This window comes from Anabaena sp. FACHB-83 (genome assembly GCF_014697485.1).
Lineage (GTDB): Bacteria > Cyanobacteriota > Cyanobacteriia > Cyanobacteriales > Nostocaceae > Nostoc_B.
This window is the reverse complement of sequence record NZ_JACJRY010000002.1, coordinates 434754-450777: the sequence shown is the minus strand read 5'-3', so window position 1 is coordinate 450777 and position 16024 is coordinate 434754. Positions and strand designations below refer to the sequence as shown.

Below are 16024 nucleotides of genomic sequence, written 5' to 3'. Positions count from 1 at the left end.
ACGCACCTGCATATAGTAGTCAAAATTAGGAATGTATGACATTAACCCTTAATCTCTCACCAGAGTTAGAACAGTATCTTGCACAAGAAGCCACTCAGCAAGGGCTTTCAGTAGAAGCATTAGCATTGCAGCTTTTGACAAATTCTATCCTACTGAAGCAAAAACAAGCCCAAGCAGTTAACTTACTTCAGTCGTGGATAGATGATGAGGATGGAGAGGAACAGCAGGAAACAGGTCAATATTTGATTCATGCTTTAGATAATGATCGGCTGTCAGAACGCAAGTTATTTCCGTCTGAGCTCAAAGGTATAACTTGGTGAGTCGAGTTATTGTGTTAGATACAGGAGTGCTTGGTTTAGTTACCAATCCCAAGCTTTCTAATGAGGGTGTTGCTTGTACTCAATGGCTCCAATCTCATGTTACATTGGGAAGCCGTATTATTATTCCAGAGATTGCAGATTACGAGGTGCGCCGCGAATTATTACGAGCGAATAAGACCAAAGGTATTGCTCGTCTAGATAATTTAGCTAAATTTCTTGAGTATTTGCCACTGACAACAACTGCAATGCGTCAAGCAGCTGAATTTTGGGCGCAAGCTCGTCAGCAAGGACAGCCAACAGCAGGTGACAAAACGATTGACGGTGATATGATTCTAGTGGCTCAAGCAATAGTTCTCGGAATTCCAGATATTGTAATTGCGACAACAAATGTGGGTCACTTGTCGAGATTTGTAGTAGCCGAGTTGTGGCAAAACATTACTTGCAGTTGATTACTACCTAATACTGCTTTAGCACAGACAATACATAATCCTCTATCTTAAGAGAAGTTGAGGCGATCGCTTTTGCTGAGTCTTTGTTATTGCAAGCAGCCAACCACCGCCGCCGCGAAAGTTAACTCAGCAGCAATTGTAGGAACTGGCTTGATTTTTGAAATTATCTTTAAAGGCTGGGAGTAGGAAAGAGGATTTTTTTGGTGTACTGTATTTTTTATGCAAATCCAATGTTGTTCCTAATAGATACCCGACTTTTTGAAAAAGTCGGGTATCTGAGCAGCACGACAAAATTAGTCAAAATGCGCGGATGGGTAGGTGTACAAAATCGCCCTTGAATCAGAATGGCTGGATTCCTTGGAGAGTAAGGTTTTGCAGAAAAATTTAATTAAAATCGTCCGCGCACCTTACGCAGTATGAGTTTCAGCGATTTCATGTAAATCAATTGACATTCCACCATGTTAAAATTATCCCATCCGCGAAACCGCACCTTGAAAACTAAATATAGTAAGCTTTTCCGGCTCCCGCGATTGCAATTCAAACTAATCCCTATTAGGGATTGAAACAAAGACTATATTTCGACCTTCTGGAAATTTGCCTATTGCAATTCAAACTAATCCCTATTAGGGATTGAAACCAAACACTAAATCTAGATGAGCATTTACCCACACATCATTGCAATTCAAACTAATCCCTATTAGGGATTGAAACAGAAAATACAGTAAATAAGGTTAACTACATTAAACCCGATTGCAATTCAAACTAATCCCTATTAGGGATTGAAACGATTTAGTAAGTTTATCTAATTCAAGATTACAACTAATATTGCAATTCAAACTAATCCCTATTAGGGATTGAAACATTAGGAGTAAATAAATAAAGTTCTTTATCATGTTATTGCAATTCAAACTAATCCCTATTAGGGATTGAAACCATAGTCGTATCTTGTGATATAGTGACAAACATAGTTTACAGCAATTGCAATTCAAACTAATCCCTATTAGGGATTGAAACAGCTTTGATAATGCTTGGCAGTGGTTAGGGTATAGCATTGCAATTCAAACTAATCCCTATTAGGGATTGAAACCTTTGTATCTATCCTAGCTCTATATCCAATTCCGTTATCCGGTATTGCAATTCAAACTAATCCCTATTAGGGATTGAAACATAATTACAGCCTACTGAGTGTTATACTTGGTAGGCATTGCAATTCAAACTAATCCCTATTAGGGATTGAAACATGCTTTTTCTCCAATAAAAAAGGAGGTGAGTATACCTCCTGAAATTGCAATTCAAACTAATCCCTATTAGGGATTGAAACCTTTAAATTAGATGGTTGTTTGCCCCATTCATAGCGAACATTGCAATTCAAACTAATCCCTATTAGGGATTGAAACCTCGCCTTCAACAACTTATCCACAGGCGCGATCGCAAATTGCAATTCAAACTAATCCCTATTAGGGATTGAAACATTATCGCTCATGGAAATTTTCAAGAGTTAGTAAATGATTGCAATTTAAACGATGAATTGTCTCACACAGAGGCACAGACGCGACAAGGCGTTTTATGTTTGAGTCCATGAAATTTCATCTCTTGATTCAGCAATACCAAGTCTTTATTAGTCAGACGATGGAGTTAATTATTCAAGGTGTTGGCAAAAATTAAAACGGGATAGGCGAACCTATCCCGTCAACATATACTAGCGTTTAAACTTTAACGCTGAGTTTAAGTTCCACTAGTCCAAGAGTTGATGTACTCAATTTGATCTGGTGTCAAGCTATCGATATAAATGCCAATAGCTTCCAACTTCAACCGCGCAATTTCTTGATCTACCTCAGTAGGAATCGAGTGTAAACCAGGTTCCAATTTACCTTGATTCTTCACCAAGTATTCACACGCCAAGGCTTGGTTTGCAAAACTCATATCCATTACCGCGCTAGGATGTCCTTCGGCTGCGGCGAGGTTGACTAAGCGTCCTTCACCCAAAACAATCACTGATTTACCACTCTTCAGTTTATATTGTTCGGTAAAGGGGCGGACTAGCTTAATTTCTTCAGCTTGACCAGCCAAATATTTCAGGTCAAGTTCGATATCAAAGTGACCGGAGTTACAAACGATCGCACCGTCTTTCATAACATCGAAATGTTCACCGCGAATGACGTGCTTGTTACCGGTTACGGTAATAAACAAATCACCTTGGGGTGCAGCTTCAGCCATTGGTAAAACGCGGAAGCCATCCATCACCGCTTCAATTGCTTTGATGGGGTCAATTTCGGTGACAATCACGTTTGCACCCAAACCACGGGCGCGTAATGCAGTACCTTTACCGCACCAGCCATAACCAGCAACAACAATAGTTTTGCCAGCTAAGAGAATATTTGTCGCACGGATAATCCCATCCAGGGTTGATTGTCCTGTACCGTAGCGATTATCAAAGAAATGCTTGGTGTCTGCGTCGTTAACATTCACAGCCGGGAAGGTGAGAACGCCATCTTTGAACATCGCGCGTAAGCGCACAATTCCGGTTGTGGTTTCTTCTGTTGTCCCAATTAAATCAGCAATTTGATGTTGACGCTGCTGAACTAGAGTAGCAACCACATCACTACCATCATCAATAATAATGTTAGGACGGTGGTCTAAAGCAATTTGGACGTGGCGGTTATAGGTTTCGTTGTCTTCGCCTTTGATAGCAAAAACGGGAATTTCATGATCAACAACAAGACTAGCAGCTACATCATCTTGAGTTGATAAGGGGTTACTCGCAATTAACACTGCATCTGCACCGCCAGCTTTGAGCGCAATGGCTAGATGTGCTGTTTCGGTGGTGACGTGGGCGCAAGCAACAAGACGCAGCCCAGCAAAAGGTTTTTCTTGGGCAAAGCGATCGCGGATTTGCCGTAAAACTGGCATTTCCCGTCCAGCCCATTCAATGCGCTGTCTTCCCAAGGGAGCGAGGGCGAGGTCTTTAACCTCGTGCTTTAATCGGGGAGAAGTTGCGGTCATAAGTTCCTCAAAAACGTAAAAAATGTACGTAAATATCGGTTACGTACTTTATTTAGTTTATTGTACGACTAGGATTTTTGGGTTGTTTAGTTCGGATTTAGAATTGGAGGGGATGAAGGGCGATCGCTCCTGAGTTTCATCTATCGCTTGTCTAACCAAGCCTGTAAATCAGCCAAATTAGTAAAATCTAACAATGCTTCGCTTACCTCTTCCAGAACAGGCAAAGACAAACCAGCAATTTTAGAGCGCATTTCTTCTGATAATTCGCCAAACCGCTTGGTTAAGTAGTTAAACATAATTAATTACACAAAGTCATTGCGAATGGAGCGAAGCGAAATGAAGCAATCGCAAGGGCTGGGATTGCTTCGCTTCGCTCGCAATGACTGTAATTAATTTTGCGTGGTTACTTAGCAATCGAAGAATCAGATTAACTGTTGCTTGTTCTCGACCTTCTTCACGCCCTTGTTCTCTACCCTCTTCCAGTCCTTCTTCTTTAATTTCTCGGTAAACTCTGGTTTCTTTGAGTGTAATTCCCAGCATTGGCTCAACCTCCGTTCTGGTTAATTGTTCAAACTTGTACACCATAATCGTGAGAAATGTAACCAGTGTTGCATTAGTTAGTATTGAAGAAAGTCAAGTGAGGAGTCGGATTCTGAAAAAGTTTGAATTGAAAGGGGTTGAAAAATTAATTGGGCCGATCGCGGCGCTATTGGCTTTTATATGCTTGTTACAGTGGTATATCTTTGGAGACTTGCGATCGCCTTCTGATCCTGTCTTTAATGATAATCAACCACCCCTAGTCATGAAAGGCGGCGACCCCTATATTCGCGCCTTGATGCGAACCATTTCCGCCAGCGAAGCTAATGGGAACCGTCCCTACTCTCTGTTGTATGGTGGACAACAAGTTACAGACTTAAGTCGTCACCCAGAAATCTGCGTCACTATCGTTACCGGGCCAAACACAGGTAATTGTTCTACAGCTGCGGGCAGATATCAAATTATCAATACTACTTGGTTTAATATCGCACCCCGATATCATCCCAGCCCAGCGAGAATGGTGTTTTGGACTTCTTATAGTTTTGAACCAGAATTTCAAGATGTAGTAGTTTATCGTTGGTTAAACGATAATCAAGTTTGGGGTGTGGATATTTCTAAACTTTTGCGTCAAGGCAAAATAAATGATGTTTTACGCCGTTTATCTCCGACTTGGACAAGTTTAGGATATGGAATTGAAACAAATTCTATCAGTAGTTCTTTACCTAAGATTTATCAGAAAATGTTAAAAGAAGAATTAGCCGCAGCTAATCAATCAACATCAGTAAATGTCGCACCAACTCCTTAAGTAAACGTCTTAAATTTCTCAGTAAATAAATGAAAATGGTAATTTTCCAATGACAGCAATAACATTAAATCTTGATTCTGTAATTAAACTCACAAGAGAGGAATTTTACCGCCTATGTACAGAAAATCCAGATTTAAAATTAGAACGCAATGTTCAGGGAGAATTAATTATTATGCCCCCAACGGGAGGAGAAACAGGCAGAAGTAATGTTAATTTAATTCTGCAAGTCGCTTTGTGGAATGAACAAACACGAGCTGGAGAAGTTTTTGATTCTTCTACTGGATTTACTTTACCAAATGGTGCTGACCGTTCTCCTGATGTTTCTTGGGTAGAAAAATCTCGTTGGGATGCTTTGAGTAAAGAACAAAGAGAAAGGTTTATTCCCTTGTGTCCAGATTTTGTCATTGAGATTATGTCACCATCTGATTCTTTGGCAAAAATTCAAGCTAAAATGACTGAATATATGGCAAATGGCTGCCGATTAGGTTGGTTATTTAATCGCAAGCAACAAGAAGTAGAAATATATCGTCCAGGACGAGAGGTGGAAGTTTTAAAATCGCCTCAAGTTCTTTCTGGTGAAAATGTATTATCTGGATTTGTCATCAATCTGCAAAAAATTTGGTCTTAAAGATATTCCTGGACAAATAAAGAGTAATTAACCGCCGATAGACGCAGCGAAAAGTTGCGTGGGCGGCTCTGCCGACTTGAGCAAACTTTTCAAGACAGATGGACGCAGATATTTTTTACATCAACAGGCTATAAATTTAATTATCCTGCTAAAAAGTCTTGAATATACTGCACAAATTCTGGAGTATTTTCTAAATGAATATTATGAGCAGAATTACTAATTATTTTTAATTGAGCAACTGGGCATATCCCGGACATTTGGATATTGATATTGATAAACTTTTCATCATTATGACCTACTAGTAAAAGCAAAGGTACTGTATTATCTTTAAGTTTATGCCATAACGACAGTTGACTACCTGTCCCCATAATTCTGAGTGATTTAGCTAACTCCAGTGGTTGATTTTGTAATCGGCTGGCTAACATTCTGTCAAATCCTGGATGATTTTTGATAGAACCAAAAATTGGCTGATTATACCAGTTTAATAAAAATTCTCGAAATTCACTCTTAGAAACACATCTTAAGAGTTTTCTGGCTATTTGTTCATCTTTTTTAATTCTTTCTATTCGTTCTTGTTCTGTAACTAAACCTGGAGATGCTGATTCTAAGATAACTTTGTCAAAACGCTCAGGAAAATATAAAGTTAGGTATAAGGCTAATCTTCCACCCATTGAATAACCAACTAAAAAGCATTTGGGTATATGCAATTCATCTAATAAATTAATTAATGCTTGAGCAGTTTGTTCAATGTTATAGTATTTATCTTCACCAAATACTTGAGTTTTACCATGTCCGGGAAGGTCAACAGTGAGATAAGAAAATTCTGTACCCAGAAGTTGTAGAACTTCGTCAAATTCATCTAGCTGACCAATAAAACCATGTAGAAAAATAATATATGGTTTATTTGGATGGCTAACTAATTGATAGTGAAATTTATAATTTTCTCCCATACTATTAAATTTATACAAATTTTATGCGAAAAATTAGTTTATTTATTGCGTCTAGCCTTGATGGATATATTGCTAGAGAATCAGGGGAAATAGATTGGCTATTTACAGACCAAGACTATGGTTACTCTGAGTTTATTGCTGAAGTTGATACATTAATTATGGGTCACAAGACTTATCAGCAAGTACTGGGTTTTGATGAATATCCATACAGTGAACAAGAAGTTTTTGTACTTTCTCATACTCTGCAAGGTAAAGCAGAGAATAACGCAATATTTATCAATGATGATTGGGTTAATTTTATAACAAATTTACGTCAATCTCGTGGTGGTGTGATTTGGTTAGTTGGCGGAGGGCAGACAATTCATTATTTTTTACAGCATAATTTGATTGATGAGATAATTCTCTCAATTCATCCCATTATTTTAGGCAGTGGGATTCCATTAATTATTAAGGACTCAAGTATCGCTACAAAACTGGAGTTGCGAAATGTGAAAAGTTATGATTCAGGGTTAGTGCAAGTTACGTATAATGTGAAAACTTAAGATTAATATTATCAGCGATCGCTCTCTGTTTTAGCTTCTAGGTAGGAATGATTTTATTAATGGGATTCCCCCAATTACAACAAACAGTGAACCCATACCAATAAACATTGTAGGTAAAAACCATAAATCAAACCAAGAGTGAATAGCAGCAGATTCTGGCTCTTGGGGATTGTAGAGAATTTTTACTTGTTGTCCTGGAGAATATGCTGGGGGGTTGCTGCCACTACCAGCTTCAAATTCTACTACTTTACCAGAATTTGCTGTAAATTTGATGACTGGATAATAAATAGTAGAAGAACGCCCTTTACTATCTCTAGATTTATGTTTGACTACGTTAATCACAGTTCCTTGGGCGGGGATAGAATTTTTAGAGAAACTGCGAGTATCTATAGCAATGATGATACCTGTGATCAAAAAAATACTACCAATCCCCGCAAATATAGAACCAAATATGCGAAAAAAGGTGACATCTTGATTTGGCATATATTTGAGACTTGAGTAAAATATCTAGATTTGGCGATCGCGGCATTTATAAGGTAAGTCAAAATTAATTATCGGGCCTACTGGCATCACTCCACTCGGATTTAATTCTGGTAGACCTACATAATACAGTTGTTTGATATGACTAATATTACACCATTGTTTCACACCAGGATATTGATATAGCTCCCGGCAATAATTCCAGAGATTGGGATATTCCACTAACCGCTTCAAGTTACACTTAAACAAGCTATAATATGCTAAATCATATCTAAACAAAGTCGTAAACATACACCAATCGGCTAAGGTAATTTCTTCACCGCAGAGATATGGCTGTTTACCTAAAACATTTTCCCAATGTTCCATAGCCAAGAATAATTCTTTCATGGCTTGTTCATAAGCCGTTTGGGTTGTGGCAAAACCAACGCGATACACACCATTATTGATCGGCTGGTAAATAGCATCAATGGTTTTATCAATGACAGCTTGTAGGGATTTGGGATAAAAATCAACCATTTTCTCAGCAAAGAAATTAAATTCTGTATTTAATATTTGGATAATTTGCCGAGATTCATTATTGATAATGCTGTTTGTATGTTTATCCCACAGTACTGGAACGGTAACTCTTCCGGTATAAGTGGGATTTGCCTTGGTGTAAATTTGCCAAAGATAATCAGCTTGGTTAACTTTGTCTCGAATACATCCTTGTTTATCAGAAAATTTCCATCCTTGTTCACTAATTACAGGGTCAACGATAGAAAGACCAATCACTTTTTCTAACCCTTTTAAAGCACGTAATAAAACAGTGCGATGCGCCCAAGGACAACCTAAAGAAACATACAAATGATATCTATCGGCTTCTGCTCTAAATCCACTAGCGCCATCTGCGGTAATTTTATGATGAAACTGTGTTGGCATTCGCTGAAATTCGCCTTTCTCATTCCGTTCTGTCCAGACAGTTGTCCATTGTCCGTTAACTAATCTACCTAATGCCATATTTTTTCCCTATATTAATTGATGGAATGATTTGGCGATAGTTTAACAGACTTTTTTGGCGTTTACAGCTTAATCAAAGGTAGAGTGACGATAAAAGTTGTGCCGACTCCTACCTCGCTGTTGAGCATAATTTCGCCGTTATGGGCATCGACACACTTTTTTACAATTGCCAAACCTAAGCCAGTCCCAGGAATTCCCCCGACGTTTTCGGCACGTTGGAAAGGTTGGAACATCCGCTTTTGGTCTTGTTTCGGGATACCGATTCCCCAATCTTGAAACCGGAACATGACGGAGTTTTCTTGGCTAATTAGTTCAAACTGAATTTTGCCATTAGGTAGAGAATATTTAATGGCATTGCCTAATAAATTGCCTAGAATGTGGCGTAGTAGAGTTTCATCCCAAACTGCTTCAGCTAATTCTCCATAACTGGTAAATACCAGATTTAAATTTTTTTCTTTGATATTTAATTGCGCTTCATAAACTAATTGGCGACAAAATCCTTCTAAATCTAATGGCTCAAGGTCACAGGGAAATTTCCCAGAGTCAACCCTATCAATTACAGACACTTCGTCTAACATTCGCGCCATGTTCTTAATAGCTGCGCGAATCATTTGTAAATGATTGCGTTTTTTTTCTTGAGTTAATTTATCTTCGTTATTTTGAAGTAATCCGGCGGCTAAGAGGATAGTATTTAGCGGTTGACGAATATCATGAGAAAGCATGGAAACTAATTCTGATCTGAACTGGTTAATTTCGTTAGCTTTCACTAGTTCGGCGGTACTTTCTTTAACTTGTACTTGTAATGTTTGATTAACTTGGCGTAATGTTTCTAAAAGCTGTTTACGCTCGATCGCATAACAGATAGAACGAACTAAGGTATGAACATTGACTTGGCGCTTGACTAAATAATCTTGCGCTCCTTCTCTGACTGCTTCAATCGCTAGTTCTTCGTCGTTAGTATTTGTGAGTACCACAATTGGCACGCTGGGCGCACAATTAATCAAGACTGGCAAAGATGATAATCCTTGACTGTCGGGTAGAGTCAAGTCAAGTAATATGATGTCGTAATCGCTGCTTTTGAGTTTATTGATTGCTTCTTGTAATCGCTTGACATGAACTAGCACAAATTCTTTAGCGTCGGCTTGCTGCAAAAACTCTTGCAATAACCTAGCTTCTGCCAGATTGTCTTCAATTAACAAGATTTTTACTAAGCTTCCAGCCATAGTTTTTTATTTCAAGCCCTGGGAAGTGGGAGGGGGAGTAGGGAGTGGGGAGTAGGGAGTGGGGAGTAGGGAGTAGGGAGTAGGGTAAATTTCTCCTCTGCACCCATGCACCCTTACACCCTTACACCCATCTAATTACTCTGAAGGTAAGGTGACGGTAGATAGCCAAAAATCTTCGATACCTTTGACGATTTGGAAGAGTTGGCTGAGGTTGCGAGATTTTGTAATGTAGCAGTTAACGTGTAAGTCGTAGCTGTGAAAAATATCATCCTCGTTTTTTGAGGTTGTCAGCACAACTACGGGGATACGTTTCAGGAGTGGGTCGTTTTTAATTTCTGCTAAGACTTCTCGACCATCTTTTCTAGGCAAGTTTAAATCTAGCAGAATCAGGTCGGGGCGGGGAGCATCGGCGTATTCACCTTCTTGGCGTAAAAAGGCCATTGCATCCACACCGTCCCTGACTATCACGACTTCGTGCGGGACTGCGCTATTTTTCAATGCTTCTTGAATTAAGCGGATATCGGCTTTATTATCCTCGACCAAAAAGATGGTTTTGGGCTTGTCTTCCGTTTCTACGCTCACGCTCGCGCCCTCCAACTGGAATTGTAAAGTAGAAGGTAGCTCCCTCACCAAGTTGTGATTCTACCCAGATGCGACCTCGATGACATTCGGCAATTTTTTTACATATAGCTAAACCCATACCCGTACCAGGATACTCGTCTCTGGTGTGTAGGCGTTGGAAGATGACAAAAATGCGATCGCTAAATTTGGGTTCTATACCGATACCATTATCGCGTACCCAGAACAACCATTCATCTTCTAATCTTTCTGCACCTACATGAATGCGGGGTGGTTGGTCGCTACGGAATTTGATGGCGTTAGCAATCAAGTTCTGGAATAGTTGCATTAACTGGGTACTACCAGCCATGACTGTGGGTAAGGGATCATAGGTAATTACCGTACCAGTTTCAGCAATGCGCTGTCGTAAGTTGCTGAGGGCGTGTTCTAAGGCGGTTTCGACTTCTGTTAGTTGAAATGCGATCGCTTGAGTATCAACTTTGGAGTATGCTAGTACGTCATCAATCAAAGTCTGCATTAAACTCACACCCTGAACGGCGAAGCCAATAAATTCTTTCGCATCTTCGTCCAGTTCTTCGTTGTAGCGCATTTCCAATAACTGCACATAATTCGCCACTTGATTGAGTGGTTCTTGCAAGTCATGAGAAGCAACGTAGGCAAACTTTTTCAATTCGGCGTTAGAACGTTCTAAATCTTGGGCTAATTGAGCCAGTTCATCGGCTTGGCGCAAGACAATATTTACAATTGCTTTTCGCAATTCCAATGCGGCTTTAATTTCCACATATTGCCAAGGTAAAGATGTCAGTTTGACTGTTTCTTTCCACAATTCAAAAGATTTGCGGGGACACAGACGCACATTACCATCTGTTTGACTAACTTCAAACGCTTTATTAGGATCACCACCCCAATTCACGGTCTGAATGACTTCGGGACGGAACCACAAAACATAATTGCGTTTAGAAATGGGAATTGCTAATAAACCACTCGCAACGTTTTTAAATCTTTCGGCATCGGGATAAACTTCTGGCAAAGAATTGGTATAGAAAACTTCTTCATCGACGTTATTCTTTAACCACTGCACCAAAAAATTCAAGTCTTCTTCGGCGGGAGTCTCACCTATAAGTGTACAGCGATCGCCAAAACAAACAGCCGCACCTTGGGCGCTGGTTAAATCTAATAAATTCGGCTGATGTTTAACTAAACCATCAATGAAGTTTTCTTCCTGAGACATATATTCAACCAACAGCGATTGAATATGTGTCAAATTCATCCGATAGTCGTAATCTTCTGTTTCTTCTCTGGCAGAAATTTCTGCAAATATCACTCGTCCTAAAAATTCGCAGGCTTTCCGCAATTCATAGGAGACAAATTTTGGTGTTTGATGATGACAAGCAATCAATCCCCAGAGTTTTTGGTCTTTAATTAAGGAGATAGTTAAAGAAGCACCCACACCCATATTATGTAAATATTCCAGATGGCAAGATGCCGCACTTCTCAAAATAGAATTGGTTAAATCTACAGAACGCTGACTAACTGGATTGATGGCGGGAATCAGTTGTACTGGTTCGGCTTTGGCATCCGGGATAATTCTAATAGAATTAGATGCAAATAACTTTCTTGCTGGTTTAGGAATATCTGATTCAGGATAATGTAAACCTAAATAAGGCTCTAGGGTTTCTAGCTTTTCTTCGGCAATCACTGAACCATGTCCATCATGATCAAATTTATATAACATTACCCGGTCAAAACCAGTTACCTTCCGCACTTCTTGAACAATGATTTGGCAAAAGTCCCGCAGGTTTGAAGTTTTTTCTAACTGGTTAATAGAAGCCTTCGCTAGATGGTAAAAACTTAAGAATGGGATGTTTTCTTGGGAAAAAGTTGGTTCTAGCTCCAGAATTAAACATCCTTCTGAGTTGCGGTGAAAAACTGCATCAAAAACTATGTATTCATCACCCTTCTTGCGGAACCAAAGTTTTGTCGGGTTGATAAACTCTAGATTAGCTTCGGCTAACCCTGCTTTAATTCTTTCGAGTTGATAAGAGTCTAATAAATCTTCCAGTTTCTTTTGTAACATTGCTTCGGGTTCTATCCCGAACACAGACCAAGTATTATTACTTACTTGTAAGATTTGTAATTCCGGTTCTGCCAAAACTAACAATATTCCGTGGGGCTGAATTTGGCGAGAATTATGAATTGGCGCTTCTTTTAAGCTAGTAATATTAATGCTAGGAAGTTGTACATTTAATTCCATTGGGCTTCTCCTCTATATCCTAGGGAGCATCAAAAGCAGGCTCTATATTAGGTGTTACATATAGTGTGGATAACTTTGTGACACTTCCTAGATGTAAGCTGATATAATTGTGATTCTATAAATCCGGTAATTACGGAATTCTTACAGTAAAAAAATAGAATGATGAATTATAAAATCTTTCTTTATTTTTCTTCATCATTTCTGATTTTTCGATACTTAATTTTTTGCTACCTCAGTTGTGCTACTTAGCTCTATTTTTAGCTTGACTTGCGTTTTTAGTCTAACAGCCAGACTCTATAAATACAGATAAGAAATGTAAAAAAGATGTGATTAGTTACCCTGCATATATGTAGCAGTATTAAGGAGATTAGAGGTGATAGGTGACAGGTTAGAGGTATTTTAGATTTAAATCCAAGAGTTAAACCACATTCTGAGGCGATAAAGTTCGATTTTCAGTGGTAAACCTAAATAAATCGGCAACCAAAACACAAAAGCCACCAAAATAATTACAGAAAGGCTGACACCGATCGCCTGCAATGGATAATAATAACTCCGTAGGCATTGATCTACAAACCAAGCGATCGCTAAAAATGCAAATACCACAGCCGTCATATAGTGGTAAATAAACGCGCAGCGCGATACTCTCATCCAAGGTACTAAATTAGTGGCATAATTTACCACTAGGTACAAAGCAATCCAGGTATCGACAGTAAAGTTTTTCGGTAAGGTAAATTGTTTTTTTTGCTGCAAAAACATTACCATTGAAACAATGAGCATTCCGATTAAAAATAACATGGCAGCAACACTAAACCACCATAAAAAAGGATTGCCCATTGCATGAACATCATAAATAATTTTTCCAGCATTCGCAGGCAAATCTGGCCCCAAAACAGGCAATGGCTCATGAATACTGTAGGCAGTTTTGTAATAATATGCCATTGGTCTGATTAACAACGGCCATTTATACCAAGCAGCACAGTAGGGATGCACGTTAGCATTATTTCCCCCCAACCGTTCATGAAAACTCAAAATTTGCTTGTGGACTTCAATAAATCCATATTTGGTATCTAGTTGTAAATGGGGAATCCAAATCAAGCTATAAACAATAAGTGGGATAACTCCTAAAAATAATATTATTTGCCAAGCATAGATTTGAGTGAGCTTTTGTAGTGGTGATTCAGTCTGCTGATGAATTTCTTCAGAATTATGATTGATTTTTTTGCCGATTATTTGCCATATCCAAGCAAATAGCCACAAACAATAAACACCTGCTAGAAAAAATAAACCATTCCACTTGGTCGCAATTGAGCAACCAAAAGCAATACCAGCAATAATTAAAAATAATTTACGTTGTTGTTTTTGATGATTTAAGGCTAAAAGAAACAACCAATGACCTAATAACCCAAATATTACGATATATATATTAATCAAAGCATAGCGGGATTCAACAATAAAAATGCCATCAACAGCCGTAAATAACCCAGCAATTAAAGCAAAGCTACGCCGTGAACTTAGTTGATAAGCAATCCCAGCATTTAATAAAGGGATAAATGAACCTAAAAAAGCATTAATCCAACGATAATCCCAAGGCGATCGCAGTGAACCCGTAAGCCCATTCACATTCTCATATAAAAATTTTACATGGCTACCCAGCCATATACCGAGAGCAATGATCAGTTTTCCCAATGGTGGATGACCATCGAAAAACGGAACATGGGTAAGATAGTTATTTCCAAACTTAGCGTAATAAACTTCATCGAAGACTAAGGTGTTAAACCTGTCTAGTCCCCAAAACCTGACAGCAAGTGAGAGTAAAAAGATACTCACTAACCCAATGCGAAACCAGTTTTTACTCATTAGTCAATGGTCATCAGTCAATAGTCTTTAGCTATTTTCCCCTTTGTGTTGCTTTCTGTGGAAAAATTTTTTAAGGTGAGCATTGACAACCCTAATAGTACTGAATAATGCCAACGTAAATTTGATGAACCTCTCCCCAACCCCTCTCCGACGCGGAGAGGGACTTCAAGATTAATAGTTTTGAAAGGTGAAATGAAGCTTTCAAAGGAAACCCGCGCAACGCAGGGGCTACGGTGTACACACAAATATTCGTGTGGTGCATCTGTCCCGCCTCGGAATGAATTCCGCGTCTCATAGCGCAAGTCATCTTCAGATGACTCAACAAGAAACTCATTCCAGTCCACTTGAGTGGACTTTGGCTATCAGCCTGGAACTTTAGTTCTAGGGGGGATGCGTTTCATAATGCCTATTTTCAACTTATATGTACAAGGTAGCCTTGCAGAGGAGAGGTTTGGAGAAGGGTTTTGATTAACCTAATATTAAGCGATCGCAAATTCTGAATCTTGTCGCAGTTCCTCAGACCAAAATCCCAACACAATCTGATTTTTCGGTACGCCAGCATTGACGAGTTCTTTAGCAATTCCGTCTTCCGTACCATCACGCTGAATCCAAATCTTACCATCAATAATATCAACGTGAATTAGACAGCCGTGAACCCGGCGAGTTGCAGTTGGCGAGAGTTCTGGTACTGGTTCTCGACCCAAAATCATCACTAAATATCGGTCTTGTTCTTTATCAAAGATAGTTTCGTGCTGAATATTACCGTAAGAGTAAGGAATTTTTGTATGTTCAGTCAGAATACGGCAAATTAGCTGTCTGTATTGTTCCAACGTACCCATCGGACGATTACCTCCCGTTTTGGATGAAAAACAATGAGAGGAATTTTATAGTCTTCCAATATGAGTTTACCAAGTGGCTCTTCCTCAAAAATATCAGTAAAAACATCCTCATGCACAGCAATATACAAAACCCTATCTGGATAATTGCGAGACATCACAGCAAGGTAGGTGAAATACTGACCAATTGCTTGTTCGAGGTCTGCAACTTCTGAGTCTCCACCAAAAGTTTTAATTTCAACTGCGATTTTTTGCGTTCCTTTGTTGGCTACAAGCAACTTTTCTGCACCCAAGTCAGCATATAAGTCTTTTTTACCCCATTTCAAATGAAATGGATCATCAGTAATCGTCCAGCCATCTTTAATTAAGGCATTTTTTACGTTTTGATGGTAGCGGTCTCTAACTGGCATATATGGCTTAAGTTATCGATTGTGATGATTGTAATACCAAGACGTTAAAGGCGTACTAGTATGACAGTACAGTATTTGCTGCAAAAAAATCGAGTCACCTGATGGCGACAAAAGGAAGGGAAAAAGAACAAGTGTAAAGTGTAAAAGGGTAATAA

16 protein-coding genes, 1 pseudogene and 1 CRISPR repeat array are annotated in these 16024 nt (G+C 39.0%); of the genes and pseudogenes, 5 read left to right on the top strand and 12 right to left on the bottom strand.

Annotated elements, in window-relative coordinates:
- Positions 1–35: 35 nt before the first annotated feature.
- Both H6G79_RS04105 and H6G79_RS04100 read left to right on the top strand, forming a co-directional pair.
- On the top strand, positions 36–320 hold the full coding sequence (locus H6G79_RS04105) for a hypothetical protein (RefSeq protein WP_190589725.1): 285 nt from the start codon (positions 36–38) through the stop codon (positions 318–320).
- Positions 317–769: a PIN domain-containing protein gene (locus H6G79_RS04100; RefSeq protein WP_190589726.1), complete on the top strand. Its 453-nt coding sequence runs from the start codon at positions 317–319 to the stop codon at positions 767–769. Before H6G79_RS04105 ends, H6G79_RS04100 begins: the two co-directional genes overlap by 4 nt.
- Positions 770–1298: 529 nt before the next feature.
- Positions 1299–2314: direct repeats of the CRISPR family, unit length 37 nt; unit sequence ATTGCAATTCAAACTAATCCCTATTAGGGATTGAAAC.
- Positions 2315–2494: 180 nt separating this feature from the next.
- Here H6G79_RS04100 and ahcY read toward each other — a convergent pair.
- From ahcY to H6G79_RS04085, 3 genes and pseudogenes are all read right to left on the bottom strand, one after another.
- The gene (ahcY, locus tag H6G79_RS04095; protein WP_190589727.1) at positions 2495–3772 is read right to left on the bottom strand and encodes an adenosylhomocysteinase; all 1278 of its coding nucleotides are present in this window, start codon (positions 3770–3772) and stop codon (positions 2495–2497) included.
- 140 nt (positions 3773–3912) lie between these two features.
- Positions 3913–4059 (bottom strand): annotated as a pseudogene (locus tag H6G79_RS04090) (DUF4351 domain-containing protein); the annotation flags it as partial.
- 25 nt (positions 4060–4084) lie between these two features.
- Complete coding sequence (locus H6G79_RS04085) at positions 4085–4357, bottom strand: hypothetical protein (RefSeq protein WP_396019786.1); 273 nt, start codon at positions 4355–4357, stop codon at positions 4085–4087.
- A 103-nt stretch (positions 4358–4460) separates the two neighbouring features.
- Here H6G79_RS04085 and H6G79_RS04080 point away from each other — a divergent pair, with 103 nt between their 5' ends.
- Both H6G79_RS04080 and H6G79_RS04075 read left to right on the top strand, forming a co-directional pair.
- Entirely contained in the window at positions 4461–5114 is a 654-nt protein-coding gene (locus tag H6G79_RS04080; protein WP_396019787.1) for a glycoside hydrolase, read from the top strand.
- A 49-nt stretch (positions 5115–5163) separates the two neighbouring features.
- Positions 5164–5742, top strand: coding sequence for a Uma2 family endonuclease (locus H6G79_RS04075; RefSeq protein WP_190589729.1), 579 nt, complete (start codon positions 5164–5166; stop codon positions 5740–5742).
- Between the two features lie 140 nt (positions 5743–5882).
- Here the strand turns inward: H6G79_RS04075 and menH are convergent, their stop codons facing one another.
- Positions 5883–6692 carry a 2-succinyl-6-hydroxy-2,4-cyclohexadiene-1-carboxylate synthase gene (gene menH, locus H6G79_RS04070; RefSeq protein ID WP_190589730.1) on the bottom strand — a complete coding sequence of 270 codons (810 nt, stop codon included), beginning with the start codon at positions 6690–6692 and terminating at the stop codon, positions 5883–5885.
- Positions 6693–6715: 23 nt separating this feature from the next.
- Between menH and H6G79_RS04065 the strand changes: the two genes are divergently transcribed.
- The gene (locus tag H6G79_RS04065) at positions 6716–7234 is read left to right on the top strand and encodes a dihydrofolate reductase family protein (protein WP_190589731.1); all 519 of its coding nucleotides are present in this window, start codon (positions 6716–6718) and stop codon (positions 7232–7234) included.
- Positions 7235–7264: 30 nt separating this feature from the next.
- Here H6G79_RS04065 and H6G79_RS04060 read toward each other — a convergent pair whose 3' ends face one another.
- From H6G79_RS04060 to H6G79_RS04025, 8 genes are all read right to left on the bottom strand, one after another.
- A complete protein-coding gene (locus H6G79_RS04060) occupies positions 7265–7717 on the bottom strand; it encodes a DUF3592 domain-containing protein (protein WP_190589732.1) in 453 nt (150 codons plus the stop codon).
- A gap of 24 nt (positions 7718–7741) precedes the next feature.
- A complete protein-coding gene (locus H6G79_RS04055) occupies positions 7742–8710 on the bottom strand; it encodes a glutathione S-transferase family protein (protein WP_190589733.1) in 969 nt (322 codons plus the stop codon).
- 62 nt (positions 8711–8772) lie between these two features.
- Complete coding sequence (locus H6G79_RS04050) at positions 8773–9933, bottom strand: hybrid sensor histidine kinase/response regulator (RefSeq protein WP_190589734.1); 1161 nt, start codon at positions 9931–9933, stop codon at positions 8773–8775.
- Between the two features lie 135 nt (positions 9934–10068).
- Positions 10069–10515, bottom strand: a complete 447-nt coding sequence (locus H6G79_RS04045) for a response regulator (protein WP_190589735.1) — start codon at positions 10513–10515, stop codon at positions 10069–10071.
- Complete coding sequence (locus H6G79_RS04040) at positions 10463–12766, bottom strand: ATP-binding protein (protein ID WP_190589736.1); 2304 nt, start codon at positions 12764–12766, stop codon at positions 10463–10465. Before H6G79_RS04040 ends, H6G79_RS04045 begins: the two co-directional genes overlap by 53 nt.
- 405 nt (positions 12767–13171) lie before the next feature.
- A complete protein-coding gene (locus H6G79_RS04035) occupies positions 13172–14623 on the bottom strand; it encodes a dolichyl-phosphate-mannose--protein mannosyltransferase (RefSeq protein ID WP_190589737.1) in 1452 nt (483 codons plus the stop codon).
- Between the two features lie 479 nt (positions 14624–15102).
- Complete coding sequence (locus tag H6G79_RS04030) at positions 15103–15462, bottom strand: XisI protein (protein ID WP_190589738.1); 360 nt, start codon at positions 15460–15462, stop codon at positions 15103–15105.
- Positions 15432–15869: a XisH family protein gene (locus H6G79_RS04025; protein WP_190589739.1), complete on the bottom strand. Its 438-nt coding sequence runs from the start codon at positions 15867–15869 to the stop codon at positions 15432–15434. Before H6G79_RS04025 ends, H6G79_RS04030 begins: the two co-directional genes overlap by 31 nt.
- Positions 15870–16024 lie beyond the last annotated feature (155 nt).